Annotated in this window: 15 protein-coding genes; 13 read left to right on the top strand and 2 right to left on the bottom strand. The window is 71.0% G+C overall.

Annotated elements, in window-relative coordinates; genetic code table 11:
* The 7 genes from ACWDRB_RS60050 (at nt 1) to hemL (ending at nt 7,589) form a co-directional block, all read left to right on the top strand.
* Complete coding sequence (locus ACWDRB_RS60050) at nt 1-678, top strand: redox-sensing transcriptional repressor Rex (RefSeq protein WP_350739785.1); 678 nt, start codon at nt 1-3, stop codon at nt 676-678.
* Nucleotides 675-1,931: a glutamyl-tRNA reductase gene (locus ACWDRB_RS60045; protein ID WP_350739787.1), complete on the top strand. Its 1,257-nt coding sequence runs from the start codon at nt 675-677 to the stop codon at nt 1,929-1,931. Before ACWDRB_RS60050 ends, ACWDRB_RS60045 begins: the two co-directional genes overlap by 4 nt.
* Nucleotides 1,931-2,842 (top strand): hydroxymethylbilane synthase, encoded by a 912-nt coding sequence (gene hemC / locus ACWDRB_RS60040; protein ID WP_449910619.1) that lies wholly within the window; start codon nt 1,931-1,933, stop codon nt 2,840-2,842. Before ACWDRB_RS60045 ends, hemC begins: the two co-directional genes overlap by 1 nt.
* Nucleotides 2,839-4,383 (top strand): bifunctional uroporphyrinogen-III C-methyltransferase/uroporphyrinogen-III synthase, encoded by a 1,545-nt coding sequence (locus ACWDRB_RS60035; protein ID WP_350739792.1) that lies wholly within the window; start codon nt 2,839-2,841, stop codon nt 4,381-4,383. The genes hemC and ACWDRB_RS60035 overlap by 4 nt, the downstream gene beginning before the upstream one ends.
* Before the next feature lie 39 nt (nt 4,384-4,422).
* Complete coding sequence (gene hemB, locus ACWDRB_RS60030) at nt 4,423-5,406, top strand: porphobilinogen synthase (protein ID WP_449910617.1); 984 nt, start codon at nt 4,423-4,425, stop codon at nt 5,404-5,406.
* Between the two features lie 203 nt (nt 5,407-5,609).
* A complete protein-coding gene (locus ACWDRB_RS60025) occupies nt 5,610-6,239 on the top strand; it encodes a bifunctional DNA primase/polymerase (RefSeq protein WP_350739798.1) in 630 nt (209 codons plus the stop codon).
* A gap of 60 nt (nt 6,240-6,299) precedes the next feature.
* Nucleotides 6,300-7,589, top strand: coding sequence for a glutamate-1-semialdehyde 2,1-aminomutase (hemL, locus tag ACWDRB_RS60020; protein WP_449910616.1), 1,290 nt, complete (start codon nt 6,300-6,302; stop codon nt 7,587-7,589).
* On the opposite strand, the gene ACWDRB_RS60015 is transcribed toward hemL, so the two are convergent.
* Nucleotides 7,586-8,449 carry an EamA family transporter gene (locus tag ACWDRB_RS60015; protein WP_449910614.1) on the bottom strand — a complete coding sequence of 288 codons (864 nt, stop codon included), beginning with the start codon at nt 8,447-8,449 and terminating at the stop codon, nt 7,586-7,588. The genes hemL and ACWDRB_RS60015 overlap by 4 nt on opposite strands.
* 184 nt (nt 8,450-8,633) lie before the next feature.
* On the opposite strand from ACWDRB_RS60015, the gene ACWDRB_RS60010 reads away from it, so the two are divergent.
* The 6 genes from ACWDRB_RS60010 (at nt 8,634) to ccsB (ending at nt 14,108) form a co-directional block, all read left to right on the top strand.
* On the top strand, nt 8,634-9,554 hold the full coding sequence (locus tag ACWDRB_RS60010; protein ID WP_350739807.1) for a LysR family transcriptional regulator: 921 nt from the start codon (nt 8,634-8,636) through the stop codon (nt 9,552-9,554).
* Nucleotides 9,555-9,608: 54 nt separating this feature from the next.
* Nucleotides 9,609-10,247, top strand: coding sequence for a histidine phosphatase family protein (locus tag ACWDRB_RS60005; RefSeq protein WP_449910612.1), 639 nt, complete (start codon nt 9,609-9,611; stop codon nt 10,245-10,247).
* A 71-nt stretch (nt 10,248-10,318) separates the two neighbouring features.
* Nucleotides 10,319-10,885 carry a TlpA family protein disulfide reductase gene (locus ACWDRB_RS60000; RefSeq protein WP_350739812.1) on the top strand — a complete coding sequence of 189 codons (567 nt, stop codon included), beginning with the start codon at nt 10,319-10,321 and terminating at the stop codon, nt 10,883-10,885.
* Entirely contained in the window at nt 10,878-11,600 is a 723-nt protein-coding gene (locus ACWDRB_RS59995) for a cytochrome c biogenesis CcdA family protein (protein WP_350739815.1), read from the top strand. The genes ACWDRB_RS60000 and ACWDRB_RS59995 overlap by 8 nt, the downstream gene beginning before the upstream one ends.
* Nucleotides 11,600-13,162 (top strand): cytochrome c biogenesis protein ResB, encoded by a 1,563-nt coding sequence (gene resB, locus ACWDRB_RS59990; RefSeq protein WP_449910609.1) that lies wholly within the window; start codon nt 11,600-11,602, stop codon nt 13,160-13,162. The genes ACWDRB_RS59995 and resB overlap by 1 nt, the downstream gene beginning before the upstream one ends.
* Complete coding sequence (gene ccsB / locus ACWDRB_RS59985) at nt 13,152-14,108, top strand: c-type cytochrome biogenesis protein CcsB (RefSeq protein ID WP_449910608.1); 957 nt, start codon at nt 13,152-13,154, stop codon at nt 14,106-14,108. Before resB ends, ccsB begins: the two co-directional genes overlap by 11 nt.
* Nucleotides 14,109-14,113: 5 nt before the next feature.
* On the opposite strand, the gene ACWDRB_RS59980 is transcribed toward ccsB, so the two are convergent.
* Nucleotides 14,114-14,404, bottom strand: a complete 291-nt coding sequence (locus ACWDRB_RS59980) for a PLD nuclease N-terminal domain-containing protein (RefSeq protein ID WP_185069979.1) — start codon at nt 14,402-14,404, stop codon at nt 14,114-14,116.
* Nucleotides 14,405-14,669 lie beyond the last annotated feature (265 nt).

The following is a 14,669-nucleotide window of genomic DNA, read 5'->3' as shown; positions in this document are numbered from 1 at the left end:
GTGAAGAGCCCGTCCCAGCCCCGTGACCGCGGCATACCCGAGGCGACGGTCGCCAGGCTTCCGTTGTACCTCCGGGCGCTGCACGGGATGGCCGAGCGGGGCATCGCGACCGTCAGCTCCGAGGACCTGGCCGTCGCCGCCGGCGTCAACTCGGCCAAGCTCCGCAAGGATCTGTCGCACCTCGGCTCGTACGGCACGCGCGGCGTAGGCTATGACGTCGAGTACCTCGTCTACCAGATCTCCCGCGAGCTCGGCCTGACGCAAGACTGGGCGGTCGCGATCGTCGGAGTCGGTAACCTCGGCCGCGCGCTGGCCAACTACGGCGGCTTCGTCTCCAGGGGCTTCCGCGTCGCGGCGCTCGTGGACGCCGACCCCGGAGTCGTGGGCGACACCATCGCGGGGTTGAATGTTGAGCACATCGACGAACTGGAAGCCGTCATCAAGCGGCGTGGAGTCTCGATCGTGGTTCTGGCGACACCGGCGGCAGCGGCGCAGGAAGTGTGCGATCGTGTGATTTCCGTGGGCGTGACCAGCATCCTGAACTTCGCCCCAGTTGTGCTTTCCGTCCCGGACGGCGTCGATGTCCGTAAAGTCGACCTATCTATCGAACTGCAGATTCTCGCGTTCCACGAGCAACGCAAGGCTGGGGGGCCACTCATGGCGGTGGACAGTCAATGAGTGTTCTGGCTATCGGACTCAGCCACCGGACCGCTCCGGTGGCGCTTTTGGAGCGCGTCTCGATCACGGGTGACGCGCTCGCCAAACTCCTGTACGACGTGCAGCAGGATCCCTGCGTCGCGGAGGCCATGGTGGTCTCGACCTGCAACAGGGTCGAGGTCTACGTCACGGTCGACCGCTTCCACGCCGCCGTCACCGCCGTCAGCGGCCTGCTCGGCGTCCACTCGGGCGTCCCGGTCGAGGAGCTGACGCCGCACCTCTACGTGCACTACGAGGAGCGGGCCGTCGAGCACCTGTTCTCCATGGTGTGCGGGCTCGACTCCATGGTCCTGGGCGAGGGCCAGATCCTCGGCCAGGTCCGCCAGGCGCTCAAGCTGGCGCAGCGCCACGGCACCGTCGGCGCCACCCTCAACGAGCTGGTCCAGCAGGCGCTGCGGGTCGGCAAGCGGGCGCACCACGAGACCGGCATCGACAAGGCGGGCGCCTCCCTCGTCTCCGCCGGCCTGGCCCTGGCGGGCGACCTGGCCGGGCGGCGGGCGCTGGTGGTCGGGGCAGGCTCCATGAGCTCGCTGGCCGCCGCCACGCTGGCGCGCGCCGGGGTCACCGACATCGTGGTGGCCAACCGTACGTACGAGCGCGGCGCGCGGCTGGCCGAGTCCGTCGGCGGCCGGGCGGTGGGCTTCGCCGCCGTGGCCGACGAGCTGGCCGGGGCCGACATCGTCATCACCTGCACGGGCGCCGGGCGCCACGTCATCACGCCCGACATGCTGAGCCGGCCGGCGTTCCTGCTGGACCTGGCGCTGCCGCACGACATCGACCCGGGCGTGCGGGCCGTCCCCGGCGTCACGCTGGTGGACCTGGAGACCATCCAGGAGTCCGGGATCGGCTCCCGCGGCGGCGACGCCGTCGAGTCCGTCCGCGCGCTCGTGGCCGAGGAGCTGCGCGCCTACCTCGACGCGGAGCGGGCCGCCAAGGTCACCCCGACCGTGGTGGCGCTGCGCAGCAAGGCGGCGAGCGTGGTCGAGTCGGAGCTCGGCCGCCTGCTCATGCGGGTGCCCGACCTCGACGAGAAGGCGCGCGACGAGGTCGCCATGACCGTGCAGCGGGTCGTCGACAAGCTGCTCCACGAGCCCACGGTGCGTGTCAAGCAACTCGCCACCTGCCCAGGCGGCGATCATTATGCGGAAGCGCTGCGTGAGCTGTTCAATCTCGATCCGAAGATGCCCGAGGCCGTGAGGGAGGTCGAGCTGTGATGTCGGGAGCTCTGCGGTTGGGGACGCGCCGGAGCCTGATGGCCACCACGCAGTCCCAGATGGTGGCCGACGACTACACGCGGCTCACCGGGCGCGCGGTCGAACTGGTGGGCGTCACGACGTTCGGCGACGTGACCAAGGCCCACCTCGCGCAGCTCGGCGGCACGGGCGTGTTCGTCAGCGCGCTGCGCGACAAGCTCATGGAGGACGAGGTCGACTTCGCCGTCCACTCGCTGAAGGACCTGCCGACCAAGCAGGACCCGCGCTTCACGCTGGCGGCGATCCCGGCCCGGCACGACCACCGCGATGCGCTGGTCGGCCCGCGCAAGTTCGCCGACCTGGCGCCCGGTGCCCGGGTCGGCACCGGATCGCCGCGCCGGATCGCCATGCTGAGCGCGCTCCGGCCCGACCTGGAGTACGTCCCGATCCGCGGCAACGCCGACACGCGTATCGGCAAGGTAACCTCAGGTGAGCTCGACGCGGTCGTGCTGGCCTCGGCCGGCCTGACCAGGATCGGCCGTGACGCCGAAATCGCACAGATCTTCGAGGTGGAGGAGTTGCTGCCGGCTCCCGGTCAGGGCGCGCTGGCCGTGGAGTGCAGGTCCGACAGGGCCGACCTCATCGAGTTCCTGAGTGTTCTCGACGACCCGCGCACGCGCTCCGCGGTGACCGCCGAGCGAGCCGTACTGGCGGCTCTCGAGGCTGGTTGCGCCGCTCCGGTGGGTGCTTTCGCGGCCGATGACGGGCACACTCTGAACCTGACCGCCGTGGTCGTCGCCATCGACGGCCGCGAGGCGGTCCGCAAGTCCGCCGCCGGATCTCCTTCGGAGGCCGCGAACCTGGGCCGCCTCCTGGCGGCCGAGATGATCGCCGAAGGAGCCGACAGATTGATGGGGGAGCATTCCCATTGAGCTCCGATAGTCCAACCTCCGGATTCGTCGCCTTCGTGGGCGCGGGACCCGGCGATCCCAACCTGCTCACGCTCCGCGCCGCCGAGCTGCTCGCCAAGGCCGACGCCGTGGTGCTCGGCGACGAAGAACACCGCCCGCTGCTGCGCCACTGCCGCGAAGGCGTCGAAGTCGTCGAGGACGACCTGGTCAAGCGGGCCAAACACGGGCAGCTCGTGGTGCGCCTGTGCGAGGGCGACCCGATGCTGTTCTCCTCGATCACCGAGGAGGTCGCGGCCTGCGCCGCGGCGGAGGTGGACTTCGAGATCGTTCCCGGCGTGCCGCCCGCGACCGCCGTCCTCACCTACGCGGGCATCCCGGCCGCGAGCGCCGTCCCCGAGTTCCGGGTCGTGGACGCCGCGCAGGACCAGGACTGGGCCGCGCACGCCGCCTGCCGCGGCACCCTGGTGATCTACAACGGCATCGGCGACGCCGTGGCCATCGGCAAGGCGCTCATCGCGGGCGGCAAGCCCGACACCACGCCCGTCGCGGTCAGCAGCGGCGGCACCACCACCGAGCAGTACACCGTCGTGTCCTCGCTCGGCCGGCTCCAGCCCGACCTCAAGCACGCCGGGTTCACCGAGCCGGCGCTCATCGTGGTCGGCGAGGCCGTGGGGCTGCGTGACAAGCTGTCGTGGTTCGAGACCAAGCCGCTGTTCGGCTGGCGGGTGCTGGTGCCTCGCACCAAGGAGCAGTCGCGCAGCCTGTCCGAGCAGCTCGTCGCGTACGGCGCGGTGCCCGAGGAGGTGCCGACCATCTCGGTCGAGCCGCCCCGCACGCCGCAGCAGATGGACCGCGCCATCAAGGGGCTCGTCACGGGCCGCTACGAGTGGGTGGCCTTCACCAGCGCCAACGCGGTCAAGGCGGTGCGCGAGAAGTTCGAGGAGTACGGCCTCGACGCGCGGGCCTTCGCCGGGCTCAAGGTGGCGGCCGTGGGCGAGGCGACCGCGCAGGCCCTGGTCGAGTTCGGGGTCAAGCCCGACCTGCTGCCGTCGGGGGAGCAGTCCTCCGAGGGGCTGGTGGCCGAGTGGCCGCCGTACGACTCGATGCTCGACCCGATCAACCGGGTGCTGCTGCCGCGGGCCGACATCTCCACCGACACGCTGGTGGCCGGGCTCACCGAGCTGGGCTGGGAGTGCGACGACGTCACCGCGTACCGCACCGTGCGGGCCGCGCCGCCGCCCGCGCCCATCCGCGAGGCGATCAAGGGCGGCGGCTTCGACGCCGTGCTCTTCACGTCCTCGTCCACCGTGCGCAACCTGGTGGGCATCGCGGGCAAGCCGCACAACGTCACGGTGATCGCCGTCATCGGGCCGCAGACGGCCAAGACGGCCGAGGAGTTCGGGCTCCGGGTCGACGTGATGGCCGACAAGCCGTCGGCCTCCGCCCTGGCCGCCGCGGTGGCCGAATACGGGGCCAAGCAGCGCCAGGCGGCGCTGGCGGCGGGCGACACCCCGCGCCGGCCGTCGCAGAACCGCCGGGGCGCCAGGAGAAGAGCCAGGTGAATTCTTAGTCTTCGCGTTCTCGCGATTGAGGAGTGGCGTATGACCGCGCAGTACCCTGTGGCCCGGCTGCGGCGGCTGCGTCGCAGCCCCGCCCTGCGCCGGATGGTGGCGGGCACCAGGTTGCACGCCGCCGACCTGATCCTGCCCGCCTTCGTCAAGGAGGGCCTCGCCGAGCCGCACCCCGTGGCCTCGATGCCGGGCGTCTTCCAGCACACCCGCGACTCGCTCCGCAAGGCCGCGCACGAGGCGGCGGAGGCGGGCGTCGGCGGGATCATCCTGTTCGGGATCCCCGCGGTGAAGGACTCGCGGGGCTCGGCCGCCGACGATCCCGACGGGATCCTGCAGGTGGCGCTGCGTGACGTGAACGCCGAGGTCGGCGACGCGGTCGTGGTCATGGCCGACACCTGCCTCGACGAGTTCACCGACAACGGGCACTGCGGGATCCTCACCCCGTCCGGCGACGTGGACAACGACGCCACGCTGGAGCGCTACGCCTCGATCGCGGTGGCCCAGGCCGCCGCGGGGTCGCAGATGGTGGCGCCGAGCGGGATGATGGACGGCCAGGTGGGGGCGATCCGCTCCGCCCTGGACGGGGCCGGTTATGAAAATGTCCCGATCTTGTCCTATTCGGTGAAGTACGCGTCCGCCTTCTTCGGGCCGTTCCGTGACGCCGCCGAGTGCGCGCCGCAGTTCGGCGACCGCAGCACCCACCAGCAGGACCCCGCCGGGCCGCTGGAGGAGGCGCTGCGCGAGGTCCGGCTCGACCTCGCCGAGGGCGCCGACGCCGTCATGGTCAAGCCGGCGGGGGCCTACCTCGACGTCATCACCCGCGTGCGTGACGAGGTGGACGTCCCGGTGGCGGCGTACCAGGTGAGCGGCGAGTACGCCATGATCGAGGCGGCCGCGGCCAACGGCTGGGTGGACCGGGACCGCATGATCACCGAATCGCTGGTCGCGATCAAGCGCGCCGGGGCCGACATGATCCTCACGTACTGGGCGACGGAAGTGGCACGGCGCATCTGATTGGCGAGCTTCCGCTCGCGTGCCGCGATGGATGTCCTCGCTACGCTGCGGATCCATCGCGGCTAACCAAGGGGTTTCCCGTCAACTCGTGGGGCGTGTGCGTTAGAGTGCGATGACAAGTGCTGGTGTGTCCCGCGTGGCGCGTATGGCTGCCCGGAGCCGGGACCTCTTCAGGCACTGTGGGGACTCGACGGGAGACACCAATGGTGGGGGTACCACTGGCTCGGCGTACCAGAAAACGGTCGCGGCCGACACGCATCGGCACCGTGCTCGAATACGCCGCCATGGGGTGGCCCGTCGTGCCGGGGGCCTATCCGCTGCGTCACGGGCCGCGCGCCTGCTCCTGTGACCGCCTCGGCTGTCCCGACCCGGGCGCCCATCCGCTCTCGCCCGCCTGGCACCTGCAGGCCACGACGGACACGGCGCTGCTGACGCGCTGGTGGCAAGTCGAGCCCGAGGCCAACGTGATCCTGCCCACCGGACGCGTGTTCGACGTCTTCGACGTACCGCTCGCCATCGGCCTGTCGGCCCTCACCCGGATCGACAACGCCGGAGCACACCCGGGCCCGGTCGCCGCCAACGGCGACCGGGTCCTGTTTTATGTGGCCACGCGGGGCAATCCGGAGGACGAGGACGAGTGGTGGTCGTGCCAGCTCGACTGCGATCCCGCCACGATCGACGACACGCCGGGGCTGCGGTGGCACTGCCGCGACAGCTACGTCCTCGCGCCCCCCTCGACCCTCCCCACGGGGCAGCCCGTCTCCTGGCTCCGGCCCCCGAACGGGCAGCCGCTGCCCGACCCGCTGCGCATCCTGGAGTGGCTGGCCGACTGAGCGCTGCCCTCGTGGTGCCCGCTCCGAAGGGCGCTGTGTGTCCCGGCTAACCTGGGTCGGGTGAGCCGTACACAGAACTCCGAGGACCTGTTCGCCCGCGCCCGCCGGATCGTGCCCGGGGGGGTCAACTCGCCGGTGCGCGCGTTCGGTGCGGTCGGCGGGACGCCGCGCTTCATGGTCTCCGGCCAGGGCCCCCACATCACCGACGTCGACGGCAACCGGTACGTCGACCTGGTGTGCTCCTGGGGCCCCATGATCCTCGGGCATCGGCACCCCGCGGTCGTCGAGGCCGTGTCGGGCGCGGTGGCCCACGGGTTCTCCTACGGCACCGCCACCCCCGGCGAGGTGGAGCTGGCCGAGGAGATCGTCGCCAGGGTGGCGCCGGTCGAGAAGGTACGGCTGGTCAGCTCGGGCACCGAGGCGACGATGAGCGCGGTGCGGCTGGCCAGGGGGTTCACCGGGCGGTCGAAGGTGATCAAGTTCGCCGGGTGCTACCACGGGCACGTCGACGCGCTGCTGGCCGCGGCCGGGTCCGGGGTGGCGACGTTCGGGCTGCCCGACACGCCGGGCGTGACGGGGGCGTCGGCGGCGGACACGATCGTGCTGCCGTACAACTCCATCGAGGCCGTCGAGGCGGCCTTCGCGGAGGCGGAGGTCGCGTGCGTGATCACGGAGGCTTGCCCGGCGAACATGGGGATCGTCCCGCCCAAGGACGGGTTCAACGCGCGCCTGCGCGAGCTGTGCACGGCCCACGGCGCGCTGCTCATCGTCGACGAGGTGCTGACGGGGTTCCGCGTCTCGCCCGCGGGCTGGTACGGCCTGGAGCCGGTGGAGGCCGACCTGATGACGTTCGGGAAGGTCATGGGCGGCGGCCTGCCCGCCGCGGCCTTCGGGGGACGGGCCGAGGTGATGGCCCTGCTCGCGCCCGAGGGGCCCGTCTACCAGGCGGGGACGCTGTCCGGTAACCCGCTGGCCTGCGCGGCCGGCCTGGCCACGCTGCGCGCCCTGGACGCCGAGGCCTACGCGCGCGTCGACGCCGCGGCCCTCGCCGTCGGCGACGCGGCCTCCGAGGCGCTGTCCGCCGCCGGGGTGCCGCACCGGCTGCAGCGGGCGGGCAACCTGTTCTCGATCTTCTTCACGGACGCCGAGGTGACGAACTTCGCCGAGGCCAAGACGCAGAACACGGCCGCGTTCACCGCGTTCTTCCACGCGATGCTCGACCAGGGCGTCTATCTGCCGCCGTCGGCGTACGAGGCCTGGTTCCTGTCGGCCTCCCACGACGAGGAGGCGCTGGGCCGCGTGGCCGAGGCGCTGCCCGCGGCGGCGAAGGCGGCTGCCGCCGTGCTCTAAGAGGTGGTGGTGGCGAGTGTGCGGCGGGGTTTCGTGCCCGCGTACAGGACGCCCGAGATGACCAGGGCCGCCGCCACCAGCTTCGGCCAGGAGATCGGCTCGCCGGTCACCAGCGCCGCCGACGACATGCCGAACACCGGCACCAGCAGCGTGTACGGCGCCACCGTGGAGGCGTCGTACCGGCGCAGGAGCCAGCCCCAGACGCCGAAGCCGCCGAGCGTGGAGACGAACGCCACGTACAGGAGCGAGAGCCAGCCCTCAGCGGCCGGGTCCAGCACCGGCACACCCTCCAGCCAGAGCGACAGGAGCAGGAGCGGGATCGCGGAGAAGGCGCTCACCCAGACCATGAAGCGGAACGGATCGGGCGGCGCGGCCTTGCGCTGAACCACGTTGCCGAGGCCCCAGGCGGCCGCTGCGGCCAGGCAGAGGGCGAAGGCCCCGAGCGGGCCCGACACCCCGAAGTCGAGCGCGACCAGGGCCAGGCCGCCGAAGGCGACGCCCAGCCCGAGCACGCGGCGGGCGGTGAGCCGCTCCTTGAGCAGCGTCACCGCGAACAACACGGTGAAGATCGCCTGCGTCTGCAGGACGAGTGAGGTCAGTCCGGCCGGCATGCCCGCTCGCATGCCCACGAGCAGGAATCCGAACTGGCCGACCCCGATGGTGGCCGCCACCCCCGCGACCCAGCGCCACGGGACTCCCGGGCGGCCGGCGAACAGCAGGGCGGGGAACGCCGCCAGGGCGAACCTGATGCCCGCGTACAGCAGCGGCGGGAAGTGCCGCAGGCCGGCCTGCATGACCACGAAGTTGAAGCCCCACACGGCGGCGAGGGCGATGGCTAGGGCCAGGTGGCGGGACCGCACTCAGCGAGCGGGCTTCTCGTAGCGGATGCGCTGGTCGCGAGCCTGCTCGGCCAGGACCTTGAGGTAGGACACGGAGCTCGGCTGCTGCTTCTTCGTCTTAAGGATTCTCATGCATCTATTTTCATCCGCTACACATTCAACTACAAGCGAGACTTTCTACGCTAAACCATTTAGGATGACTTACATGTTGGACTTGAACCGGCTCAAGGCCCTTCATGCGGTCCATGTCTACGGGTCGGTCGGCGCGGCCGCCGACGCGCTCATGGTCACGCCCTCGGCGGTCTCCCAGCAGATCGCCAAGCTGGAGCGCGAGACCGGCGCCAGACTCATGGAGCGCAACGGGCGCGGCGTGCGCCTCACGGACGCGGCAGGCCTCCTGGCCGAGCACGCCGAGCGCATCCTCGCCCTGGTCGAGACCGCCGAGGCGGACTTCGAGGCGCTGCGCGGCGAGGTCGTCGGCCGACTGAACATCGCGGCCTTCCCCACCGCCGTGCGCGGCCTCATGCCCGGCGCGCTCGCCTCGCTCCGGGAGCGCCACCCCGACCTGTGGGTCCAGCTCAGCGAGCGCGAGCCGGAGCGGGTGGTGCGCGAGGTGTCCAGGGGCGAGCTGGACCTGGGCGTCATCCAGGACTGGCTCAACCGGCCCATGGCCCTGCCCGAAGGCCTGTCCAGGGCCACGCTGCTCGACGACGTGGCCGACATCGCGGTGCCCGCCGACCACCCGCTGGCCCACAGCAGGGAGCTGGAGCTCGCCCAGCTCCGCGACGACCACTGGATCAGCGGGTCTCCCGGCACCGTCTGCCACGACTGGCTCGTCTTCACCCTGCGCAACGCCTCGGTGGAGCCCGTGATCGCGTGCATGGCCGACGAGTACCCGACCCAGCTCGCGCTGGTGGCGGGCGGCCTGGGGTGCGCGATCGTGCCGCGGCTCGGCCGGGACTGCGTGCCGGACGGCGTGCGGCTCGTGCCGATCATGCCGCGCCAGACACGGCGGATCTACGCCGTGTGGCGCACGGACGCGGCCCGCCGTCCCGCGATCAGGGCCATGGTGGAGGCGCTGGCCGAGGCGAGCAGGAAGCAGGAGAACGCCTGGGCCGTCAACTGAGCCGCCGGGCCTCACGCTGCTCATAGAGGGGGAGCGGATAGGCTGGGCCACACCATGGCTGAAACCACCGTCGTTCACCTGCTGCGCCACGGCGAGGTGCACAATCCCGCCGGCGTCCTGTACGGCAGGCTCCCGGGCTACCACCTGTCCGAGACGGGAAAGCTCATGGCCGAGACGGTCGCCAAGGCCGTGGGCGGCCGTGACATCGTCGCCATCCACAGCTCCCCGCTCGAGCGCGCCCTCGAGACCGCGGCGCCCCTCGCCGAGAAGCTCGGTCTCGACGTCGTCCAGGACGAGCGCCTGATCGAGGCGGGCAACCTGCTCCAAGGCCGACCGGTGGGCCAGGGCCTGGCGATCCTGCGCAACCCGCGCAACTACCGCTATTTCTGGAACCCGCTGCGCCCGTCCTGGGGTGAGCCGTACCCGTCGATCGTCAGGCGCATGAAGTCGGTGATCGACGACGCCAGGGCGGCCGCGCGCGGGCACGAGGTGGTGCTCGTCAGCCACCAGCTCCCCATCTGGACGATCAGGTCGGCCGCCGAGGGCCGCCGGCTCTGGCACGATCCGCGGCGCAGGCAGTGCGCGCTGGCGAGCCTCACCACCCTCTCCTTCGACGGCGACCGCCTCGTCAGCATCGGCTACAGCGAGCCGGCGGGGTCGCTTCAGACCGGTCCGTCCGTTCCCGGGGCCTGATGTCCGGAGCGAGGGGGCTCGCCGGTAGAGTTGCAAGCTCTACCGGTTGTAGTACAAGGAGATCTTCCTCCGTGCGCGCCAAGTCCATCTCTCTCGTCCTCCTGGGTCTGCTGGTCGCGGGCTGCGCGGGCAACCAGGGCGGCCAGCCACAGGCCGGCGACACCCGTTTCGTCGCCGGCGACGGGAAGATGCAGGTGTTCGACGCGGCCGATCGCAAGGCCGCGCCCGCGATCCAGGGGCCGACCCTCGACGGTGCCACCGCCTCGCTGGCCGCGCACAAGGGCAAGGTCGTGGTGATCAACTTCTGGGCGTCGTGGTGCGGGCCGTGCCGGGCGGAGGCGCCGGTGCTCAAGGAGGTCGCGGCCAAGACCAAGGCCGGCGGCGTGGAGTTCATCGGCGTCGACTTCAAGGACCGCCAGGCCGACGCGCTGGCGTTCGAGCGCACCGAGAAGACCGGCTACCCGCACATCTTCGACCAGCCGGGCAAGGTGGCGCTGGCCTTCCAGGGCACGGTGCCGCCGGCGGCCATCCCGTCCACCCTGATCATCGACAAGCAGGGCAGGATCGCCGCCAGGGCGCTCGGCGCGGTCAAGTACACCGACCTGCTCAACACCGTGACCAAGGTGCGCGATGAGTGACGTCGTGGCCTCGGGCTCGCTGCTGCTCGCGGTGCCGATCGCGGTGCTGGCCGGGGTCGTGTCGTTCCTGTCGCCGTGCGTGCTGCCGCTGGTGCCGGGCTACCTGTCGTACGTGACCGGCATGAGCGCTGACCCCAAGCGGGGGCGGCTGGTGTTGGGGACGGTGCTGTTCGTGGCCGGGTTCGGGCTGGTGTTCGTGCTCAGCGGGGCGCTGTTCGGCGGGCTCGGCTCGGTCATGCTGGGCCACATCGAGATCATCACGCGGGTGCTCGGGGTGCTGACCATCCTGCTCGGGCTCGCGTTCCTGGGGCTCGTCCCCGGGCTGATGCGCGACGTGCGCATCCACAAGGTGCCCGCCGCCGGGCTGGCCGGGGCGCCGCTGCTCGGCGTGGTGTTCGGGCTGGGGTGGACGCCGTGCATCGGGCCCACGCTGGCCGTCGTGCTGGCGCTCGGGCTCAACGAGGGCAGCGCCGCGCGTGGCGCCCTCCTGGCCGTCGCGTACGCGCTGGGCCTCGGGCTGCCGTTCGTGGGCGCGGCGCTCGCGTACAGCAGGGCCCTGCGCACGTTCCGGGCCATCCGCAAGCACTCGCGCCTGATCACCAGGATCGGCGGCGGCATGATGGTGGCCGTCGGGGTGCTGCTCGTGACCGGGCTGTGGGGAGAGATGATCGCTGCCATGCAGGGCCTCATCGGCGGATTCGTACCGGTGATCTGATGAGCGTCAAGGAGCTGGAGGAGAGGGAGCGGGCGGCGCAGCAGGCGGGGTTCGGCCTGGTCGCCTGGCTGCGGTGGGGCTGGCGCACGCTCACCTCGATGAAGACGGCGCTGATCCTGCTCTTCCTGCTCGCGCTCGCCTCGGTGCCGGGCTCGCTGGTGCCGCAGCGCGGCGTCGATCCCGACAAGGTGGCGCAGCTCTACGAGAAGAGCCCCACGCTGGCCGAGTGGTACGACAGGTTCCAGCTCTTCGAGGTGTTCACCTCGGTCTGGTTCGCGGCGATCTACCTGCTGCTGTTCACTTCGCTGATCGGCTGCGTCCTCCCGCGCACCGCCACCTACCTGCGCGAGCTGCGGCGCAAGCCGCCGGCCGCGCCGAAGAACGTCTCCCGCCTGCCGCACTTCGCCTCTTTCGAGAGCGACCTGGAGGTCGGAGGGGCCGCCGCGCGGCTGCGCAAGCTGCGCTTCCGCGTCGTGACCGGCGACGGGTGGGTGTCGGCCGAGAAGGGCTACCTGCGCGAGACCGGAAACCTCTTCTTCCACGTCGCCCTGCTGGGGATCCTGCTCGCGGTCGGCTTCGGCTCGCTGTTCGGTTACCGCGGCAACGTCCTGGTCGTCGAGGGCGACGGGTTCGCCAACACGGTGGCCGCCTACGACCGGTTCATCCCGGGCAACCAGGTCTCGGCCGAGTCGCTGGAGCCGTTCTCCTTCCAACTGGAGGACTTCAAGGTCGCCTACCAGGTGACGGGCGAGAAGCGGGGCCAGGCGCTCGACTACACGGCCCGCCTGAAGGTCAACGACTCGCCGGGGTCGCCCGCCCGCGAGTACGACCTCAAGGTCAACGACCCGCTGGAGATCAACGGCACGCAGACGTACCTGATCGGCAACGGCTACGCCCCCGTCTTCAAGGTCACCGACGGTAAGGGGCAGGTCGCCTTCGAGGGCCCGGTGCCGTGCCTCATCGAGGCCAAGGGCACGATGACCTCGGGATGCGTGGTCAAGGTGCCCGACGCCCAGCCGGCGCAGCTCGGGTTCCTGCTGCAGTTCCTGCCCACCAGCGTGCCGCTCACGGACGGCACGTACGCCTCGGCCTTCCCCGGCTCGCTCAACCCCGAGGTGCAGCTCGTCGGGGCCTTCACCGGCGACCTGGGGCTGCGCTCCGGCCAGCCGCGGTCGGTGTACGAGCTCGCGCCGCCCGAGCTCATGAAGAAGCTCACCCCGCTGATCATGGGCAAGAGCGTCCCCAAGCCGCTCGCCGTCGGCCAGTCCATCGACCTGCCCAAGGGGGCGGGCAAGCTGGAGTTCACCGGGGTCAAGGAGTGGATCACGCTCCAGACGGCCTACGACCCCGGTCGCATGCCGGTGCTGGTCTTCGCCGCCACGGCCGTCGTCTCCATCGCGCTGTCCCTGATGATCCGCCGCCGCAGGGTGTTCGTGCGGATCGGGAACGGCGTGGTCGAGGTGGGCGGCCTGACCCGTACAGAGGGCTCCGCGGCGGGCTTCGCCGAGGAGTTCGCCGACATCGTCAAGGTTCTAGCCGCAGGAGAAAAGGATGTCCGCTGAGCAACTCGCGGAGCTGAGCGACCTTTTCGTCGTCGCCGCCGTTCTGCTCTACTTCTTCGCCATGGTCGGGTTCGCGATCGAGCTCGCCTTCGGCAGGTCCCGGCCGGACAAGGCGGTCGCCGTCGAGCGGTCCGAGGTCAAGCAGCCGGTCACGGTCGGAGCGGGTGGGGGGCCTTCAGCCGACGGCGTGGTCGCCGCCACCCCGGAGGCCAAGGAGCCGTCAGATGGGGGAGTCAGGGCCGGCAAGGTGGCCCTGGTGCTCGCCTGGATCGGCTGGGCGGCCAACTTCGCCGCCATCGCCACCCGCGGCATGTCCGTGGACCGGTGGCCGTGGGGCAACATGTACGAGTTCGTGGTGGCCATCTGCTTCGCCGCCGTGACCGCGTTCCTCGGCACCCAGATCCGCTACAACGTACGCTTCCTCGGCGCCTTCGTGATGATCACGGCGGCTCTCGGGCTCGGCCTGGCGGTCAAGTTCTTCTACACGGCGGCCGGGCCCGTCGTGCCCGCGCTGGACTCGTACTGGATCGCCATCCACGTCACCGCCGCCATCATCGCCAGCGGCCTGTTCACGCTGGCCGGCGTCGCCGGGGTCCTCTACCTGGTGCGCGGTGACGGGCTGTCACGTCTGCCCTCGCGGTCCGACCTGGAGCGGGTGGCGCACCGGGCGATCGTGTTCTCGTTCCCGCTGTGGACGTTCGCGGTGATCGCGGGGGCGCTCTGGGCCGACCGGGCGTGGGGCCGCTACTGGGGCTGGGACCCCAAGGAGGTCTGGTCGTTCATCACCTGGGTGGCCTACGCCGCCTACCTGCACGCCAAGGTGACGGCCGGATGGCGGGGCAGGGCCGCGACGATCGTGCAGCTGGTGGCGTTCGCCTGCCTGATGTTCAACCTGATCGGCGTCAACATCTTCATCAGCGGCCTGCACAGCTACGCCGACGTCTGATCGGCTCAGACGTCGTCGCCACGCATGCGGCGGTCGAGGTCACGCAGGAAGTCGGGGTCGTCGTCCGGCCCCTTGGGCATGCCCGGACCAGGGGGCACCGGCCACGCGGCGCGCGGGGCCCGCGGGCGGCCGCGCGCCATCCAGACCAGACCGCCGAGCACCGGGATCAGGACGACGATCAGGATCCACAGGGCTTTTGGTACGTTCCGAACCTCATCTTCCGGTGCGGTGACCACGTCGAACAGCGAGAAGAGCCAGAAGACCAGCAGCGCCAGGCCGATCAGTACACCTGCCATTCCTGAACTGTAAGCCATCCGCGACGTGATCGTGCTTCCCGATGTCCCGTTTCAGGTGACTAGGGGAAGACATGCGTCGTACCGTGGAGGCCGATGCGGCGAAGTCGCCGGACTCCACGGGCGTTGAGAGGTGCGATGGCCTTTTCTGACTCCAAGGCGTCTGGTGACAAGGGTCGGCATCGGCGCGGCCGTTGGTGGCGGCGCGGATCGTACCTCTTCTCGCGGCGCGGCGAGGCGCCCCCCGACGCGGACCGTTCCGTCTGGT

The sequence above is a fragment of the Nonomuraea sp. NPDC003707 genome (assembly GCF_053587055.1).
This window is presented reverse-complemented; position numbering and strand designations above follow the sequence as displayed.